Origin of the sequence: Gluconobacter sp. Dm-44 (assembly GCF_018256175.1) — a bacterium.
Classification (GTDB): Bacteria; Pseudomonadota; Alphaproteobacteria; order Acetobacterales; family Acetobacteraceae; genus Gluconobacter; species Gluconobacter cadivus.
In genome coordinates this window covers 46,449-63,232 of the sequence record NZ_JAERLZ010000004.1, presented here as the reverse complement: position 1 = coordinate 63,232, position 16,784 = coordinate 46,449, and the positions used below count along the sequence as shown (strand labels likewise).

Annotated in this window: 13 protein-coding genes; 7 read left to right on the top strand and 6 right to left on the bottom strand. The window is 62.5% G+C overall.

What is annotated here, in order from left to right:
- Window positions 1-8: 8 nt before the first annotated feature.
- Entirely contained in the window at window positions 9-2,708 is a 2,700-nt protein-coding gene (locus JK213_RS06790) for a pitrilysin family protein (RefSeq protein WP_194261706.1), read from the bottom strand.
- Window positions 2,709-2,873: 165 nt separating this feature from the next.
- Between JK213_RS06790 and JK213_RS06785 the strand changes: the two genes are divergently transcribed.
- Both JK213_RS06785 and JK213_RS06780 read left to right on the top strand, forming a co-directional pair.
- Window positions 2,874-3,404, top strand: coding sequence for a hypothetical protein (locus JK213_RS06785; RefSeq protein WP_194261707.1), 531 nt, complete (start codon window positions 2,874-2,876; stop codon window positions 3,402-3,404).
- A gap of 47 nt (window positions 3,405-3,451) precedes the next feature.
- Window positions 3,452-4,495, top strand: a complete 1,044-nt coding sequence (locus tag JK213_RS06780; protein WP_194261708.1) for a glycosyltransferase — start codon at window positions 3,452-3,454, stop codon at window positions 4,493-4,495.
- Between the two features lie 3 nt (window positions 4,496-4,498).
- Here JK213_RS06780 and JK213_RS06775 read toward each other — a convergent pair whose 3' ends face one another.
- The 4 genes from JK213_RS06775 to JK213_RS06760 all read right to left on the bottom strand — a co-directional run bounded on the left by JK213_RS06775 (window position 4,499) and on the right by JK213_RS06760 (window position 9,425).
- Entirely contained in the window at window positions 4,499-5,092 is a 594-nt protein-coding gene (locus JK213_RS06775; RefSeq protein ID WP_194253691.1) for a DUF4339 domain-containing protein, read from the bottom strand.
- 187 nt (window positions 5,093-5,279) lie between these two features.
- On the bottom strand, window positions 5,280-7,595 hold the full coding sequence (locus JK213_RS06770; RefSeq protein ID WP_194261709.1) for a xanthine dehydrogenase family protein molybdopterin-binding subunit: 2,316 nt from the start codon (window positions 7,593-7,595) through the stop codon (window positions 5,280-5,282).
- Window positions 7,588-8,064: a (2Fe-2S)-binding protein gene (locus JK213_RS06765; protein ID WP_062031771.1), complete on the bottom strand. Its 477-nt coding sequence runs from the start codon at window positions 8,062-8,064 to the stop codon at window positions 7,588-7,590. Before JK213_RS06765 ends, JK213_RS06770 begins: the two co-directional genes overlap by 8 nt.
- Before the next feature lie 26 nt (window positions 8,065-8,090).
- Complete coding sequence (locus JK213_RS06760; RefSeq protein ID WP_194261710.1) at window positions 8,091-9,425, bottom strand: cytochrome c; 1,335 nt, start codon at window positions 9,423-9,425, stop codon at window positions 8,091-8,093.
- 371 nt (window positions 9,426-9,796) lie between these two features.
- Here JK213_RS06760 and JK213_RS06755 point away from each other — a divergent pair, with 371 nt between their 5' ends.
- The 5 genes from JK213_RS06755 to JK213_RS06735 all read left to right on the top strand — a co-directional run bounded on the left by JK213_RS06755 (window position 9,797) and on the right by JK213_RS06735 (window position 15,619).
- Window positions 9,797-10,915: a FecCD family ABC transporter permease gene (locus tag JK213_RS06755; protein ID WP_408872060.1), complete on the top strand. Its 1,119-nt coding sequence runs from the start codon at window positions 9,797-9,799 to the stop codon at window positions 10,913-10,915.
- Window positions 10,912-11,694, top strand: a complete 783-nt coding sequence (locus JK213_RS06750) for an ABC transporter ATP-binding protein (protein ID WP_211571312.1) — start codon at window positions 10,912-10,914, stop codon at window positions 11,692-11,694. Before JK213_RS06755 ends, JK213_RS06750 begins: the two co-directional genes overlap by 4 nt.
- On the top strand, window positions 11,691-12,701 hold the full coding sequence (locus tag JK213_RS06745) for an ABC transporter substrate-binding protein (RefSeq protein ID WP_194261712.1): 1,011 nt from the start codon (window positions 11,691-11,693) through the stop codon (window positions 12,699-12,701). Before JK213_RS06750 ends, JK213_RS06745 begins: the two co-directional genes overlap by 4 nt.
- A gap of 25 nt (window positions 12,702-12,726) precedes the next feature.
- Window positions 12,727-14,892, top strand: coding sequence for a family 20 glycosylhydrolase (locus tag JK213_RS06740; protein WP_194261713.1), 2,166 nt, complete (start codon window positions 12,727-12,729; stop codon window positions 14,890-14,892).
- A gap of 61 nt (window positions 14,893-14,953) precedes the next feature.
- The gene (locus JK213_RS06735) at window positions 14,954-15,619 is read left to right on the top strand and encodes an HAD family hydrolase (protein WP_194261714.1); all 666 of its coding nucleotides are present in this window, start codon (window positions 14,954-14,956) and stop codon (window positions 15,617-15,619) included.
- A gap of 15 nt (window positions 15,620-15,634) precedes the next feature.
- On the opposite strand, the gene JK213_RS06730 is transcribed toward JK213_RS06735, so the two are convergent.
- Window positions 15,635-16,771: a LacI family DNA-binding transcriptional regulator gene (locus JK213_RS06730; protein WP_228125383.1), complete on the bottom strand. Its 1,137-nt coding sequence runs from the start codon at window positions 16,769-16,771 to the stop codon at window positions 15,635-15,637.
- Window positions 16,772-16,784: the final 13 nt, after the last annotated feature.

Genomic DNA, 16,784 nt, shown 5'->3' with positions numbered 1-16,784 from the left:
AAGCCGGTTCAGTTCGGCTGTGGGCCCATGACGATCTGGGCGAGATCGGTCGGGCGGACCCATTTGCGGAAAGCAGCCTGCACCTGCTGCGGGGTCATGTCATAGATGGCCTGCGCGGCCTTGGCCTGACTGTCGAGCGGCAGGTCCAGCGCGATCAGGGACAGATAGCTTCCGGCCAGGGCGCTGAAGCTGGCGCGGGACATGGGCTGGCTGCGCAGAAGGGTCGCCTTGGCGAGGTCGAGGCTCTCCTGTGAGACGGGATTGGTCCGCATGTCTTCGATATCCTTCACGGCAAGTGCGCGGGCCTTGCTGACCTTGTCCGGATCAGCGCCGAACGTAATGCCGAAGCCGCTACGGGTGCGGGAATAATTGAAACCGCTTCCGGCGCCGTAAACATAGCCCGTCTTGACGCGCAGATCCTGCATCAGGCGCGAGGAGAACCCGTCTCCGAGGATCGTGTTACCGACGGCAAGGGCGTGACGATCCGGGTCGGTCACTTTCATGCCGATGGTCTCGACGAGTTTGACTTCGTCCTGCGACCGGCCCGGATCCGCGACCACGGCCTGAGAGGCGCGGCTGAGGGGAATTGCGGGCAGATCGACGTCAGGCTTGGGCCCTGTGGCCTTCCAGCCGCCGAACGCCTTTTCGACGTCTGCTTTTGCGGCCTCGGGGGTGATGTCGCCGACGATGACGATGGTGGTCAGGTCGGGGCGATATGTGTGGGCATAATAGGCCTGAACGTCCGCCAGTGTGAGCTTGCTGATCGTGGCAGGCGTGGCTTCACGCAGGGTCGGGTCCTGCGGGGGAACGAGCGCCTTGCGGGCGGCGCGGCCAAAGCGATAGCCGGGCGACTGAAGTTCACCGGCCTGTGCCTGCGCGGCCTGCATCTGGGTGACGCGGAACGCTTTTTCCGGGAAAGCCGGGTTCAGTTCATGATCGGCCAGCAGGGCGAGGCCCTTCTCGAAGTTCGGCGTCAGCGTGCTCAGCGAGAAGGACGGACCGGCTTCTTCGTCTGCCGAAAGGTCATCAAGCGCGCGGGCGAGGGCCAGACGGTCATGCGTTTTGCTGCCGTAGAGGAACATCTGCTGCGTGACGTCTGCCACGCCTTCCTGACCGGCAGGCTGTTCGAGATCCGCGTTCTGGCGGATGCTGCCGATCAGCTCGATCGTATGGCTGACATGTTCGGGCTGGACGAGAAGATGCAGTCCGTTGGGCAGCGTGTATGTCGTGGGCAGAGGTGCTGCGGCAGGGATCGTCAGACGGGCAAGAGCCTGCTGCGCCCAGTCCGGCAGGGTGACTTTGCCCGCAGGGGGGGTATTGAAGGATTCCGCACCGCCGAAGCCCTTCTGGCCCACGGGTTTGCCCGAAGCGCTTGGTGTCAGGGTCGCGCTGATGGCATGGGCCGGATCGAGCAGTTTTTTCGCCAGCGCGTCGACCTGTTCTTTTGTGACGCTGCGGAAAGCGGCGAGCATGTCCTGCGGATCGTTGAGGTGTTGGATCGCAACGGCCTGCGACCAGCTTTCGGCGAGGCCGGAAATGCTGTTGGCGTTGAACTCAAGCGCTGCGATTTCCTTGCGGCGGGCGGCTTCGATCAGTTCGGCCGGAATGCCGTGCGTGCGGAAATTTTCCATGATGGCCGCAACGGCCGTCCGCAGTCCGTCGGGATTGGCACCTTTGGGGAAGCCGGCATACACGACGCCCAGCCCGGCCTGCGCATCGGGGTCATACATAAAGCCCGTATCCAGCGCCTTGCCTTCAGGTACGAGGGCGAACAGGGCGGCGCGCTGGCTGCTGATGGCGTCTGCGAGCAGGGTTGTCGCCGCATAATCGGGGTCGCGCTGTCCCGGCATCCGCCATGCCATCGTCACGAGACCAATCGGCAGGTCGGTGTCGAGGGAAATGCTCTGGGCCTTGGCCGGGGTCGGGGAGACGGTGCCGCGTTCGGGAAGAGTGTTGGCCGGAATGCTGCCGAAAGCGGCTTCGACCTTTTTCAGCGTTTCCTGCGGGTCCACGTCGCCGGTGATGACCAGAACGGCGTTGTTGGGCGTGTACCATGTGTCATAGAATTTTTTCAGCAGCGGAGCAGTGGTCGCGTCAAAGGACGGGCGCGTGCCGAGAGCGTCGTGTTCGTAGGGTGTGCCCGCGTACAGGGCTGCGCGGATCTGTGAGAGGTAGCGGTAGATCGGGCTGGAGAGATCACGCGAGACTTCCTGTTCGATCGCGCCTTTCTCATGCGCCCATTCGGCTTCGGTAATGTTCAGGCCGCGCATCCGTCCGGCTTCGATTTTCAGCAGAACGTCCAGATCGCTGGCGGGGGCCTTGAAGTAATATTGCGTGACGTCCGAGGTCGTGTCGGCGTTGTCGTTGTTGCCGAGCTGCGCGCTGATGGTGGAAAGCTGGTCGCGCGAGAGGGTCTTTGAGCCGTTGAACATCATGTGTTCGAGCGCATGGGCCGTGCCGGGAAAGCCCTTCGGTGCATTTACGGAACCCGTTTCGTAATTCAGCATGGTCTGCACGACCGGCGCGAGTGTGTCGCGCACCACGATGACCCGCAATCCATTGGACAGTGTTGCCCGCGTGACCGTCGCCGGAGCGGCACTCGCCACTGGTGCCGCTTCAGGGGCGGCATGCGCGCCCGCCAGAACCGGAGGGGCAAGCATGGTGGCTGCCAGCAGCGACAGGCGGGAGAGACGGGAGAGTGCGGACATCGGTTCAGAACTTTCCTGAGGAGAAACGTATCTTCACAAAAGAGTAAAGCTGTTACGTCGGTTTCTGTCCACCATGTGTAACCCGTGTCTGAAGCGCTGTATCTGACGGCCGGATGAAGAAAAAATTATGTGCAGCAGAGCGGAGAGGCGGATAAAGTATGTGTGATGACTTTACCTGAACGCATTGCCCAAGTGGATGACTGGCTGCTCGACCGGCTGTTCCAGCCTCTGGCGGATCGTCTTCCAGCGCGTCTGACGCCGCTCCATCTCGGCCTGAGCTGTCAGCTTGGGGCGTTGATGCTGGAGGGGCTTTCTCTTTTGCTGCCGATGCTGCTGTTCGGGGCCAGTCTGGGCAACATGATCGACAGTACGCTGATCTGGTGCGTCAGTCTGGCGTTCTTTCTGGGCATGAGGCGTTCTGCGCCCATGGTGCGACCCGGAATGCTCAACCCGCTGCGTCCACTGCTCCGGGCCATGCGGCTGCTGTCTCTGGCCTTTCTGGCGTATCAGCTGTTCCGGGGTCTGGGCGCGCCTGATTTTGTCTGGCTGGTGACGCAGCTGACCACGATTTCCCAGCTTCTCTTTACCATTGGTCTTTATCTGGTGGCCTGTCAGCCGCGTCCGCCGTTCCAGCGCATGTCCAGCCGTAGTGGTCGGGTCATTGAAGGCGTCTGGGGCACGGCCGGGGGCCGGTGAACTCCTGACATCCGGTTTCTTCGCCACGCCCATCAAGGAACACGCGCGTGACATCCCGACTGCGAATTCTGCATTGTCTCTCGACCCGGGAATTTGCGGGAACGGAGCGACATCTTGCGGAACTCTCCGCCATTCAGGCGCGGAGCCATGACGTCACGCTGCTTCTGGAACGCAGGACGACCGATGCACGCACGGGCGGGGACATTCAGGGTTTTCTGTGTCCTGACGTGAAAATCGTGCGGGCTGGGCGTGCAGGTTATCTGCCCGCATTGGCTGCGGAGCTACGCAGCGGGCGGCACGATATTGTTCATACCCATCTCGGGCGGGCCTCTGCCCGGGCGAGCTGGCTGCGCCGGGCGGGGCTTGCAGGATCGGTGCCTGTCGTTGCGACGTTGCACACCTCCTATCGCGGTCGCAGCTATGGCACGCATGACGGGCTGGTCTGTATCGCGTCCTGGCAGCGCGATGTTCTGCCGGAACGACAGCGCGAAGCCTGTGCGCTGATTCCCAACTGGACGGTTCCTCCCCATTCCACCGCGGCATGTCGGGCGGCTTTGCGGGAACGGATGCGGCTTGAATGGCGGATTCCTCCTGAGGGCGGGGTCGTGATCGGTGCAGCCGGTCGGATGGTTGAGGAAAAGAATTTCCAGCTTCTGATAAAGGCGTGGAAACAGGCCGGTCTCAGACCCGAGACCCGGCTGGTTCTGGTCGGGGATGGCCCGGAGCGGTGTGCGCTGCAAAAAGCGGCGCAGGGCCGGACGGATATTCTTTTCACCGGCTATCGCACGGACATGCCTGATCTTCTGGCCGCGTTCGATGCGTTCGTCGTGCCCTCACGTCATGAGCCGTTCGGACTGGTGCTGCTGGAAGCCATGGAGGCCGGATTGCCGGTTTGTGCGACGGCGGCGGGTGGGGTGAAGGATATTCTGGCAGATGCGCCGGAATGTTTGCTGCCGTCCGGTTGTCTGGAGGCGCTGATGGCCGGGTTGCGGCGTCTTGAAGCTGCGGCGCCGCGTCAGTGGGATATGTCCCGTTACCGGATCGCCACGGCGGCAAGCAGCGTCGAGGCTTTTTACCGCCGGTACTGCTGAACCTTACAGCTCGTAGTAGCGGCGGGAGACGTAATCCGACAGGCCGACATCCGGGAAGATGTGCCACCCCGTGGTGAGCGCTGGAACGAATTCGCAGAGAAACACCAGAACCGACAGGAAGAAAAGCAGCATGCCGTGTCCGACACTCTGGATGCGGCGCCAAAAATAAAGCGGTGGTAGCAGGATCCACAGGATCGTGCCGGGGCGAAAACCCGCAGCGAGCAGGCTGCGACGGTCCATGACGAGAGCCATGTAGAAAATGCCGATGCTCACGATCATGGACGCGAAATTGCTGGCGAAATCAGGGATGAATCCGAAACCCTGAAGGATACTGACCGCCATGCTGCCGAAAAACGGCCCAACCAGACTGAGCCACAGCCAGCGGTTCGAGATCAGGCTGGCCGGGAGGGCCGGAGGAACCCCTTCGGGTTGAGGAGGCCAGAAGACGCAGCTTCCGGCAGGGTGCCATTCACCGCCGAAATCCTCGGTCCAGCACAGGGTGGAATGCCCGATGATGCCTTCGGTCACGAGGGCTTTCATGCCGTCTGCGGACACCGGTCCCTTGCGGGTGCCATGGTCTTCGTAAAACCAGCTCACAGTTTGTCCTTTTCCCGGCGGCGCATCGTTCGGGGCCTGTTGGGGCCAGAACACTGCAGTCTGTCACGACTTTCGGGGGGCTTGGCAAGACCCTCCTGCCCGGATGACGGGTTCGGGCCTGTGGTCCTGTATGAAAAAGGCCGCAGTCCCGGCTGGGGCTACGGCCTTTTCCTGATTGGCTGACGGCTCAGCGTGAGTGCTGTTGCAGTTCGCGGCGCACATCGGCTGGGCGCATCGGCAGATGCCGCAGGCGGATGCCGACGGCGTTGAAGATCGCATTGCCAATGGCAGGCGCGACAACCGTAACACCCGGCTCACCAAGGCCCGTGGGCTTTTCGGTGTTCTGGACGAACTCGATGTCCATCTCCGGTACGTCTGGAAGACGCAGCGGGGTGTAGGTGTTAAGGTTGCGATCCTTGATCGTGCCATCGACGATTTCGGTGCCCTCGAACATGGCCATGCTGAGGCCCCACAGCGCCGCGCCTTCGGTCTGGGCGAGTGCGCCGCCCGGATCAACGATAATTCCGGCATCCAGCACCAGCCAGAGTTTCTGGCAGGTAACGACGCCCGTCTTGCGATCGACATGAACCTGCGCCGCACCGGCCGTCCAGGTCGGCATACCGCGTTCCTGACCGAAGCTGGTGGCGATGCCGATGGCCGTATCGTCGGGAAGCTGTTCCTTGCCGTAACCGATCTTGTCAGCCAGACGCTGGAGCACGGCGGCCTGACGCTTGGCGCCGCCCACGGAATTCGGAGCCTGACCGGCGTTACGGCCCTGCGCCGTGAACATGGACAGACGGAATTCCAGCGGGTCCTGCTTTGTGGAATGAGCAACCTCATCGAGGAAGCATTCCAGCGCCCAAGGCGTCCAGCCAGCGCTGACCGAGCGCAGCCAGCCGGGACGGAAGGTGGCGTTGGCAAGGTCGTTGCTGACGGCGCGGACGCGCGTCGGGCCTGTGTCATACCAGTGATCCGCGCCTGCGATGGCGAACGGATCGTATTTCTTCCCGTCTTCAGCCGTGGCGAGGAAGGCCGGAGCCATCACCTGCGTTGGCCAGCCCGCGACCGCGACATAGTCCATCGTCGTGATCTTTTTGCGATCGTTGTCGAGCGCGACCTTGATGTTCTGAAAGGACGGCGAGCGGATGGAGTCCAGCTCCATGTCGTCGGAGCGTGTCAGGATCAGCTTGACCGGCGCGCCACCGATGGCCTTGGAGGCCAGAGCGGCTGGGATGCAGTAATCGCCGTTCAGACGGCGCCCGAAGCCACCGCCGAGCATGTAGGTCCGCATGACGACCTGCTCTTCGGGAACCTGAAGGGACTTGGCGAGCTGCGGCAGAATGAGGGACTGCCACTGGTTGCCGGTATGAACTTCCCACATGCCGTCGATATGACGCGCCACGGCATTGACCGGCTCAAGCTGGTAATGCGCGACGGATGCGCAGGTATAGCTGCGTTCGAAGACCTGATTGGGATGGATCGCAAGCGCTTCGTCCACGCCCTTGTCGTTGAAGACGCAGGCGCCGTTCTTCGGATTGAGCGTCAGCTTGCGGCCATGTTCGATAATGTCCGCTTCGGAGACATGGATCGTCGGGCCGGGATTCCACTGTACTTTCAGGGCGTCGGCGGCGCGGATCGCGGCGGGATAAGTCTTGGCCAGAGCCACGACCCAGCCCGGAACGATTCCGGACGGATCGTCCAGCACCACATAGCGCTCATAGCCGGGAATTTTCTTCGCGGCGCTGTCGTCCACGGAGACGACCTTCGAGGCATAGCGCGTCGGTGGCATTTTCGGGCGGCCATACAGCATGCCGTCCAGTTTGACGTCGATGCCGTAAATGGCCTTGCCGGTCGTTTTGTCCGGGATGTCGAGTGCTGGAACAGGCTTGCTGATGAGGCGGCGGTCCGCGACCGGCTTGAGCGGCAGCTTCGCCATGTCTTCGGGTGTGAAGGTCCGGGTCGGCTTGGCGCGGGCCACAATATCGCCGAAGGACACGCTCTTGCCGCCAGCAGAAACAACGCTCTCGCTGACGGTGCAGCGTTCCGGCGTCGTTCCGAGGAGCTTGGCGCCTTCTTCAAGCATCACGCTGCGGGCTGCGGCACCGGCCTGACGGAAGGTGTCCCATGTGTCCCAGACGGACCAGGACCCACCGGTGACGTATTTCCCGGCCCATTTGGGCGCGGTGTCGACCTCGGTGATCTTGATCTTGTCCCAGCTCGCGTCCATTTCGTCCGCGATGATGCGGGCGAGCGCGGTGCCGACATGCTGGCCCATTTCGGCGCGCACGATGTTGACGTTGATCGCGCCGTCAGGGGCGATGGCGCACCAGATGTTCGGCTCGAACGCAGCTTCCGGCGGCATTGGGGAGGGCAGCGTTACGGCGGCACCGGCCTTGCGGGCGAAGCCGAACATCAGTCCACCGCCAGCGGCCGTCATCAGGAAGTTGCGGCGGGAGAGGCGCGCGGCGTCGCTCTTTTTCGCAATCTGTTCGATTTTAGCCATTGTTGGCGCCTTCCTGCTGCTTGGAAGCAGCTTCCTTGATGGCCTTGCGAATGCGGATATAGGTCATGCAGCGACAGAGGCTGCCGCCCATCACGCCGTCGATCTGATCGTCCGTCGGGTTCGGGTAGTCCTTCAGGAGGCTTGCGGCCTGCATGATCTGACCGGACTGGCAGTAGCCGCACTGCGGCACCTGCTGATCCCGCCAGGCGACCTGAACGACGTGGTTGCCTTCCGGGTCCAGCCCTTCGATCGTGGTGATCGAAGCGCCTTCCACGGCGGAAAGCGGCGTGATGCAGGAGCGTGTGGCGCGGCCGCCGACATGGACGGTGCAGGCACCGCATTCGCCGATGCCGCAGCCGAACTTGGTGCCGGTCATGTTCAGGTCGTCACGGATGACCCAGAGCAGGGGGGTGTCTGCCGGGGCGTCGACCGTAACGGGCTGTCCGTTGAGTTCAAATTTCGTGGTCATGTCCTGTATTCCCAGTCCTGCCCGGATCAGTGCGAAGCGGTGATGGGCGGAGCTTCAAGCGTGGCGCGCGCGCTGGCGGCCTTCTTTTCCAGATCCGTCCAGGGGGGAAGCGTGGTGCGTGTGCGACGCAGATACGCGGCGATGCGGGCCATGTCATGATCGGACAGGCCGGAATAGAAGCTCGGCATCGAGATGTGATCCTGACCTTCCTCTGCGGTGATGCCATGCAGCATGACCTGATAGAGGTTGTTAGGCTCATCCAGCCACAGCGCGTTGTTCAGGGCCAGTTCCGGGCGGCCGAGCACGGGGTTCGGGCCGGAGTTGTAGTGGCAGGCGCCACAGGCGGCCTGATACAGACGGGCATCGGGATCCTGCGTCAGCGGGCCGGTCAGGTTGATGCCGGACATGTGCATGGCGCGCGCAATCGCGGCCTGATCGCCGCCGCTGCGCTGTGCGGCCTTGTCCACATCTGCATAATAATGAGCGATGGCGCGCACATCTTCCTCGGGGATTTTCGACAGGAAGCGATGCGGCACGGGAGACATCGGGCCAGCGGCCGAACCGTGCAGCGGAGCCACGCCGAAGCGCAGATACTGGAACAGCTCGTCTTCGGTCCAGACGACCGGCGTTGGGTTGTGGTCGTTCAGCGGCGGTGCGATCCAGCCGTCGATGACTGCACCGTCATAGACTTTGCTCATTTTCTCGGCGCCGAGAAGATTACGCGGTGTATGGCAGGCGCCGCAGTGTTCGTTACCTTCGGCGAGATAGGCGCCGCGGTTCCACTGGGCATCATGCTTGGGGTCGTTCTGGTAGCGGCCCGGCGTGAAGAACAGCAGCTTCCAGAAGCCCTGACCGATCAGGCGGATGTTGATCGGGAACGGAACCGTGTTGTCACGCGGCTTGAGATGAATGGCCGGGCGCGTCATCAGGTAGGCGTAGAGGTCCGAGACGTCCTGATCGTTGACCTTGGTGAAGTGGTCGAACGGGAACGCCGGATAGAGCTGGGAGCCGTCGCGGGCGATGCCCTTGTTCATGGCGCGCTTGAACGCGGCCAGAGACCAGTTGCCGATTCCCCACTGCTCGTCCGGGGTGATGTTGGACGAGAAGATATCGCCGAACGGCGTGGCCATTTTGAAGTCGCCGGCCAGTTCGGGGCCGGGGGTGCCATCCACGCGGGTATGACATTCCGCACAATAGCCGCCATTCGCGACGATGGCGCCACGGCTGATGGCGTCAGCGGAGAACGACGATGCGGCGGGCCGGGGGATCGGGGCGATGGCGGGGTACCAGGCATAGGCAAGAAAGCCGATGCCTCCCACGGCACCAAGGCCAATGACAGCGGCAGCTATCCGTTTGAGCATGGTTGGACTGTCCCGGAAGGATTGAAATCATTTGCCACAAAAGGCGGCTGTTGCGTGCAACCTAAGGCACCGGACCATGAAAGGGAAGATTGCGCTATCTCAAAACCGTGCGTTTCCTAAAATAAATGCAATCAGAGTCATGAAAATAACACAGGTTTTCGGTCATTTCAGCGTAAAAGCGGGACTGTTTCAGTCCGGATTGCAGTATTCCCTGTCAGGGATCTCACTGATGATAACAGGCGATACTGGGGAGATTGTTTGAAATCCTGTTACATGTCCTTTGGAAGCAAGTCTATTTTATGACCATTATTATGGCACTGAGTGCCAAAAAATCCTATGCTTCTGATGCACTTTAAATGCAGGTTATGGGCGTGGCTCAGGCCCTGACGTCGTCGCGCAAGGGGTTCTGGTGGCGCGGGAAGGCTTGGCTTATGGTTTTCCTGCGGCAGGTTTCGTCTGCTGTTCTGCCGAGAGGGTTTGCCATTTTCGTCCGTCCTGCCCTGATCCGTTCCCTTGCTTTGGCAGGTGTGGTTCTGAGCGTGTTGTGCGCGCTTTGTCTGGGGCGCTATCCGCTGTCACCGCTGCGGGTGTTGGGCGTGTTCGGGCATTTGCTGCATCTGTCCGTCGGATTTGACCCGCTTGCGCAGGTGGTGGTGATGCAGGCGCGGTTGCCGCGTATTCTGGCGGCGTTGCTGGTTGGAAGTGCGCTCTCCTGTGGTGGCGCGACCTATCAGGCGGTGTTCCGGAACCCGCTGGTCTCGCCGGATCTTCTGGGTGTGCTGAGTGGTGCGGCGTTTGGCGCGGCGCTTGCGATCGTCAGTGGCGGATCGGCGTTTGTGGTGCAGATGGGCGCGTTCGGGGGCGGGTTGCTGGCGGTTGGGTGTGGGTTGCTGATTAGCAGAACCTTGCCGGGGGGTGGGGTTTTGGCCCTGCTTCTGGGTGGCCTGATCGGGAATGCGATTTTCACGGCTTTGCTGTCTTTGGTAAAATACCTGGCCGATCCGATGGATCAGCTTCCGGCCATTGTGGACTGGCTTCTGGGCAGTCTGGCGCCGAGTGGGTGGCACGAACTGGCGTGGGTGTCTGGCCCGCTCATTGTTCTGACGATGGCGCTTGTGCTGTGCGCGCCTGTTCTGGATGTGCTGTCTTTGGGGGATGACGAGGCGCGCAGTCTGGGTGTTTCCGTACGGGTAATGCGTCCGGCGCTGATCGTTCTGGCGACGCTGGCCTGCGCCATGACGATTTCGATGGCCGGGATCATCGGCTGGATCGGGCTTCTGGTGCCGCATGTGGCGCGCCTGCTCGTCGGAGCGGAGCACCGGAACATGATGCCGGTAACGGCTCTATTGGGGGCGGGAGGGCTGGTGCTGGCCGATACCTGCGCGCGTAGCCTCACAACGGGCGAGGTTCCGCTTGGGATCGTCACGCAGTTGTTCGGCGCTCTGGCTTTTGTGCTGGTTCTGCGGCGCCTGCGGGGCGGGATGGCATGACATTGCTGTCGTGTCGCAATCTTGGTTTCCGCCAGCCACGGCAGGCCGGGTTTGTGCTGGAGGATATCGATCTTTCGTTCCGGGAAGGCGAACTGGTCGGGCTTCTGGGGCTGAACGGTGCGGGCAAAAGTACGTTGCTGCGGCTTCTGATGGGTTTTCTCGCACCTTCGACGGGAGAGGTCTTTCTTGAGGGGCAGTCTCTGCGAGCGTGGCCTGCCTCCGCCATTGCGAGGCATCTGGCGTATGTGCCGCAAAGCCATGTGGCGACGTTTCCTTATACAGTGCGGCGGATGGTGGAGCTTGGGCGGGTGCCGCATTCCGGCCTGATGGGGCGTTTGTCTCCGCAGGACGGGAGGACCGTGGCGGCGGCGCTGGAGCGGATGGGGCTGGAGCGTTTTGCCGATCGTCCCGTCACGGAGCTGTCCGGCGGTGAGCGTCAGCGGGTCGTTCTGGCACGGGCCATCGCACAGGATGCGCGGGGCCTGTTGCTGGATGAGCCGATGACGGGGCTGGATTACGGGTATCAGCTGCGTCTGATGGCGCTGCTGGCGGAACTTGCGCGGGAGGGGCGGCTTGTTATGCTCACGTCGCATCGACCGGAAGAGCTTTATGCGCGTGCCAGCCGGGTTCTGGTTCTGGATCATGGCCGGATCGAAGCGGACGGGCCGCCACAGACTGTCGTGACGGCACAACGGATGTCGGCGCTTTACGGGGTGCCTCTGATGCAGATGGATCATGCCGGAAACCGCTTTTTCCATCAGGAAAGGAACGAGAAATGACATTGGGACTGACATTGTCATGGACCCTGAAGCGGTTTTCGGCCCTGACATTTCTGGGGACGGCTTTGATGGGTGCGGTTGCGCTGCCGGGGCCGGCCGCCTACGCGGCCCCTCCCACCCGGATTGTGGAAGGCTGGTACGCGCATAATGCGATGCTCATTATGCTGGGGGCGCAGAACCAGATCGTGGGGACTGTGGCGCGTCCGGCGATGTTGCCCTGGATGTTCAAGCTGGTGCCGTCGCTGTCCAGATCCGAGACGCTGGACCCCGGCAATCTGAATGCGGAAGAGCTTTTGGCGCTGCATCCCGATCTGGTGTTCGTGACGGCTTCGGGCCATTCCGCTGATGCCCTGACGCGGGCCGGGCTGAACGTGGTGCCTGAAGGGTTCGACCGGTTTGATTCGATGCTCGACTGCGTTGACGGAACGGCGACCCTGCTTCAGACGCCACTGGCGACAAAGCGGGCGCAGGCCTATCGTCTGGCGTTTCTTCAGGCTGTCTCGCAGGCTCCGACCAATCCGCAGGGGCCGCTTGTGCTGCATGTGGAATCCCTCAAGCCGCTCAGGGTCGATGGTGACGCCAGCATCATCGACCAGTGGATCCGCAGTGCGGGCGGGCGGAACGCCGCACAGGGTATTCATGGGAACAAACAGCCCGTTTCGATCGAACAGGTCCTGTCGTGGAATCCGGATATCGTCATTATCGGAGCGAATGCGGGCGATCCGGCGACACTGACGCAGGACCCGGTCTGGTCGAAGATCAAGGCCGTGCAGTCCGGGCGCGTCTATCGCAATCCGACCGGGCTGTTTCCGTGGGACCGTTACGGGCCGGAGCTTCTGCTTCAGGTTCTGTGGTCGCGGCAGATCGTTCAGACCGGACAGGTGGACCGGCCTGCGATGATCCGGTCTATCCGTTCTTTCTATCACACGTTTTATGGTATTGCGCTGTCTGCCGGGGATGCGGAGCTGATGCTCGATGCGCGTCCTCCCGCGCCCGATACGCACTGAAATTCATACTCAGGGACAGCTTCAGATGACGCAGACAGCTTCACAACGCGGCCGGATCGTTCGCCGCAGGGTTCGTGGCGCAGTGGGGCTGCTTCTTGCGGGAAGCGTTCTGGCGGGGATTTCTGCCGGCGCGGCGCGGGCGGAAGAGAGTCTGCTGCCCGTTCCGCAGAGCGTTTCGGTGCCCAATGGTGTGGCGCCGATCGGTGGCGGGGTGCAGATCGTGTGGGACACACGCCCCTCGCCCCTGCTGCAACGGGCGGCGGCACGGTTTACGACGCGTCTTGCGGCCATCGCCGGGCCTGCGGGGCAGGGTGAGCCGTATGTGCTGCATGTGTCCGCCGGGCCCGACCGGGCTTATCTGAGTGTGGATGAAAAGGAGCGTTACGCGCTCACGACGGCGGCCAAGGGCGCGCGGCTGGAGGCGGATGGTCCGGCGGGTGTGATTCACGGTCTGGCGACGCTGCTTCAGCTTGTCCGCGCCACCCCGGATGGTGCGGTCGTCGAGCGGATCCATATCGAGGATGCGCCCCGGTTTGCGTGGCGCGGTCTGCTGCTGGACGTGTCGCGGCATTTCGATACGGTCGAAACCGTGGAGCGCCAGCTTGATGCGATGGAACTGGTCAAGCTCAACGTCCTGCACTGGCATCTGAGTGACGGAACGGCCTTTCGGGTCGAGAGCCGGGCATATCCGCAGCTTCAGGCCATGACCGCTCCGGACCAGTATTATACGCAGGCGCAGATCCGCGAGATCGTATCCTATGCGGCTGATCGCGGCATTCGTGTCGTGCCGGAATTCGACGTTCCGGGTCATGCACTGGCCATCGTGCGCGCCTATCCGGAACTGGCGGCGCAGCCTTTGCCGGATATGAGCACCAAGGGGCTGAACCTCAATAACGCTGCCCTCGACCCGACCAATCCGCAGACGCTGCGCTTTGTGCGGGTTCTGTATGGCGAGATGGGTCGCCTTTTTCCGGACCGTTATATTCATGCGGGCGGCGATGAAGTCGTGTCCTCCCAGTGGACGAAAAATCCGGCGATTGCGGCCTATATGAAGGCACATGGCTACGAAACGGCCGAAGCGCTTCAGGCTGCTTTCACGGGGCAAGTCGCGGCCATGATTGCCTCGCAGGGACATGTGATGATGGGATGGGACGAGGTCAGCGAGGCCCCGATCCCGAAAAACGTGGTTGTCGAGCCGTGGCGTGCGTCGAAATGGACGGGATCGGCCACGCGCGCCGGGCATCCGGTCGTGGTGTCGGCGGGATATTATCTCGATCTGCTGCGTCCTGCCGCCACGCATTATGCGGTCGATCCGTTCGATACGCGGGCGGACGGCATCACGCCCGAGCAGCTGGCGAAGTTCCCGCCCAAACATCCCGAGTTCTCCGTGCCGTTTGAACTGGACGTGAACGCCCCGCCGCTGGATGACGCACAGAAAAAGCTGGTGCTGGGGGCGGAAGGGACGCTTTGGGCGGAAATGGTGTCCGAACCGATGCTGGACTCGCGGCTCTGGCCCCGGATGGCGGCACTGGCCGAGCGGTTTTGGTCCGCGCAGGACGTGCGGGATGTTCCTGATCTGGAGCGCCGTTTGCCGGTCGTGATGACGGAGCTTGAAGCGACGGGATTGCAGGCCACGCAGCATCGTCATGCCATGCGTGAAGCCATGGCGCCAGGACGTTCAGAGCCTCTGGCAGTGCTGACGGATGTGACGGTTCCTGTCCGCAATTATGCGCTCAACCATCTTGCAGCCCCCACCGGAGAGGCCATGCTGTCGGCACCTGTGGCAGTCGCGGAGCCTGATTCGTTTGTGGCGACCCAGTTCAATGCGATGGCGGAGCGTTATGCGCAGGGTGAGACGGCTCTGGCAGGCCCGCTGCGGCAGATGCTTCAGCGCTGGGCCGATAATGACGCGGCGTTCGTGACAAGTGCGAAAGGAATTCCGGCGCTTGAAGCCGTGGCGCCCGTCTCGCATGTCGTAGGGCAGTTGTCCCGCGCGGGGTTGAATGTTCTGAACGGGCGGAGCGGCTCGGCATGGCGGATGGATGCGGTCCGTCTGCTTCAGGATCAGGAAGCGGCGTTTGAGAATTCGGCCAGTATGCTGGCCTCCGCCCATGCTCCGCAACCGCCGGGAGGATTGCTGATTGCGATCCTGCCGGGGATCAGGGCGCTTCTTGCGGCAGGGGGGCGATAAGCGTTTCGGATCTGCGTCTCTGGGGGTGGATTTCCGGCGCGCGGCGGGGGAAAAGGAGAGTATGACACGTTTTCCGATCCTCCTCCTCGATTATGACGGCACGCTGGCGGAAACGCAGCCGGCCATTCTTCGCAGCCTGAAAGAGGCGTTCGATGCTGTGGGCGTCTCCGCGCCCACGTCGGACGCGCTTAAACAGGAACTGACGCGGGGCGGTACGCTCCAGACGCTGTTTCAGGCGATCGTTCCCGAAAGTGACGAACAGGATGCGGCGGCGTTCGTACGTCATTACCGGGCGTTCTATCCGACAGCGGACGAGGAAGAGACGGTTCTGTTTGACGGTGTGGTGGACACGCTGGCGGCGCTGAAAGAACAGGGCACCATCCTCACCATTCTCAGCAACAAACACGCCCCGACCGTCTGTGCGAGCATCGCGCGCTTTGGCCTGACGCCATTCTTTTCAGGTGTTGTGGCCTCCGAACCGCATTTTCCGCACAAGCCTGATCCGCGCGTGATGGACGAACGCATTGTGCCGCTGTTTCCAAAACAGCCGCGCTCGGACTTTTTGATGGTGGGCGATACCGTGGCCGACCTTCAGTTCGCCCGCAATGCCGGGATCGCATCCTGCTGGGCCAGTTACGGCCACGGATCGGCCACTCAGTGCGCAGCACTGGACCCGGATCTGCGGATCGGGTCTTTCAGCGACCTGCCTGCCGCACTTCGGAACTGAAACGCCGCCGTCTGGTCAGGGCGCGGCGGGGCCGATGCTGCCGCGCAGAACCAGTTCGGTGTCGAGGATGACGTTCTCGCTGCCGCTGGCTGCACTCAGTAGACGCACGGCTTCCGTTCCCTTGCGTTCGTGAGGTTGGCGGATCGTACTCAGATCGGCGCCTTCGGCGGCAGGGATGTCGTCGAAGCCGAAGATTGAGACGTCCTGCGGGATGTTCAGGCCCAACGCACGGATGGTCTGCATGGCACCGATGGCGACGCGGTCGCTCATGGCGAGGATAGCGGTCGGGCGCTGGGCGCGGTTCAGCAGATGGCGGACGCCTTCCGCTCCCATATCTTCGGAATTGATGGGGATTTCCCATGCCGGGACATCTTCGGGAGCGATTTTCGCTTCCTGAAGGGCCAGAAGATAACCTTCAAGGCGCATGGCGATGGTGCTGTGAGCGATATTGGCGCGTCGCTTTGCCGTCAGAGGACCGAAATAGCCGTCATGGGCTGTTTTGAGTGACAGAATGCCGAAATGCCGGTGTCCGAGTTCAAGAAGGGTTTTGGCGGCACGATACGCGGAGCCGCGATCGTCGATCCCGACATACGGCACGCCATCGAGGCGGGGCTGGTCCACCACGACGAGCGGAACATTGCGCTGCTGGGCCATGAGCACGCAGCGACTGTCGGGAGCGACGGAATAGAGGATATAGCCGTCCACGGCAGCGTTGCCGAGCGAGACGGGGGCGGTGCGGTTGCGCAGATTGCTGCCGGCGGAAATCAGGGCCAGATCGGTTTCCAGATCGTCACAGGACCGGGCGACGCCGTTGAGAACGCTCAGGATTGCGGGGTCGGTGAAGGCGTAGGGCAGGTCTTCGCTGAACAGGAAGCCCAGAGCGCCTGCGCGGCCGGTGGCAAGCTGTTTGGCGGCCGGATCGGGGCCGGTATATCCAAGCTCCTGCGCGGCGGCGAGGATCTTCTCGCGCAGGGCGGCCGATAGCTGGCCGGGGCGGATATAGGCGTTGGAGACCGTTGTGTGGGAAACCCCGACCTGTGCTGCCACATCCTTGAGGGTTACTTTGCGGCGGTCGTACTGTCGGGTCATGCTTTCGGTCTGTCCAGCAAAAGACACCAGACCTGTCAGGGTTGATCCTGACGGTGGCGGCATGGTGTCAGTTTTC

Coding starts and splice junctions, on each gene's coding strand:
- JK213_RS06790 (WP_194261706.1), bottom strand. CDS start 2,708: ATGTCCGCACTCTCCCGTCTCTCCCGCCTGTCGCTGCTGGCAGCCACC.
- JK213_RS06785 (WP_194261707.1), top strand. CDS start 2,874: ATGACTTTACCTGAACGCATTGCCCAAGTGGATGACTGGCTGCTCGAC.
- JK213_RS06770 (WP_194261709.1), bottom strand. CDS start 7,595: ATGGCTAAAATCGAACAGATTGCGAAAAAGAGCGACGCCGCGCGCCTC.
- JK213_RS06765 (WP_062031771.1), bottom strand. CDS start 8,064: ATGACCACGAAATTTGAACTCAACGGACAGCCCGTTACGGTCGACGCC.
- JK213_RS06760 (WP_194261710.1), bottom strand. CDS start 9,425: ATGCTCAAACGGATAGCTGCCGCTGTCATTGGCCTTGGTGCCGTGGGA.
- JK213_RS06750 (WP_211571312.1), top strand. CDS start 10,912: ATGACATTGCTGTCGTGTCGCAATCTTGGTTTCCGCCAGCCACGGCAG.
- JK213_RS06745 (WP_194261712.1), top strand. CDS start 11,691: ATGACATTGGGACTGACATTGTCATGGACCCTGAAGCGGTTTTCGGCC.
- JK213_RS06740 (WP_194261713.1), top strand. CDS start 12,727: ATGACGCAGACAGCTTCACAACGCGGCCGGATCGTTCGCCGCAGGGTT.
- JK213_RS06735 (WP_194261714.1), top strand. CDS start 14,954: ATGACACGTTTTCCGATCCTCCTCCTCGATTATGACGGCACGCTGGCG.
- JK213_RS06730 (WP_228125383.1), bottom strand. CDS start 16,771: ATGCCGCCACCGTCAGGATCAACCCTGACAGGTCTGGTGTCTTTTGCT.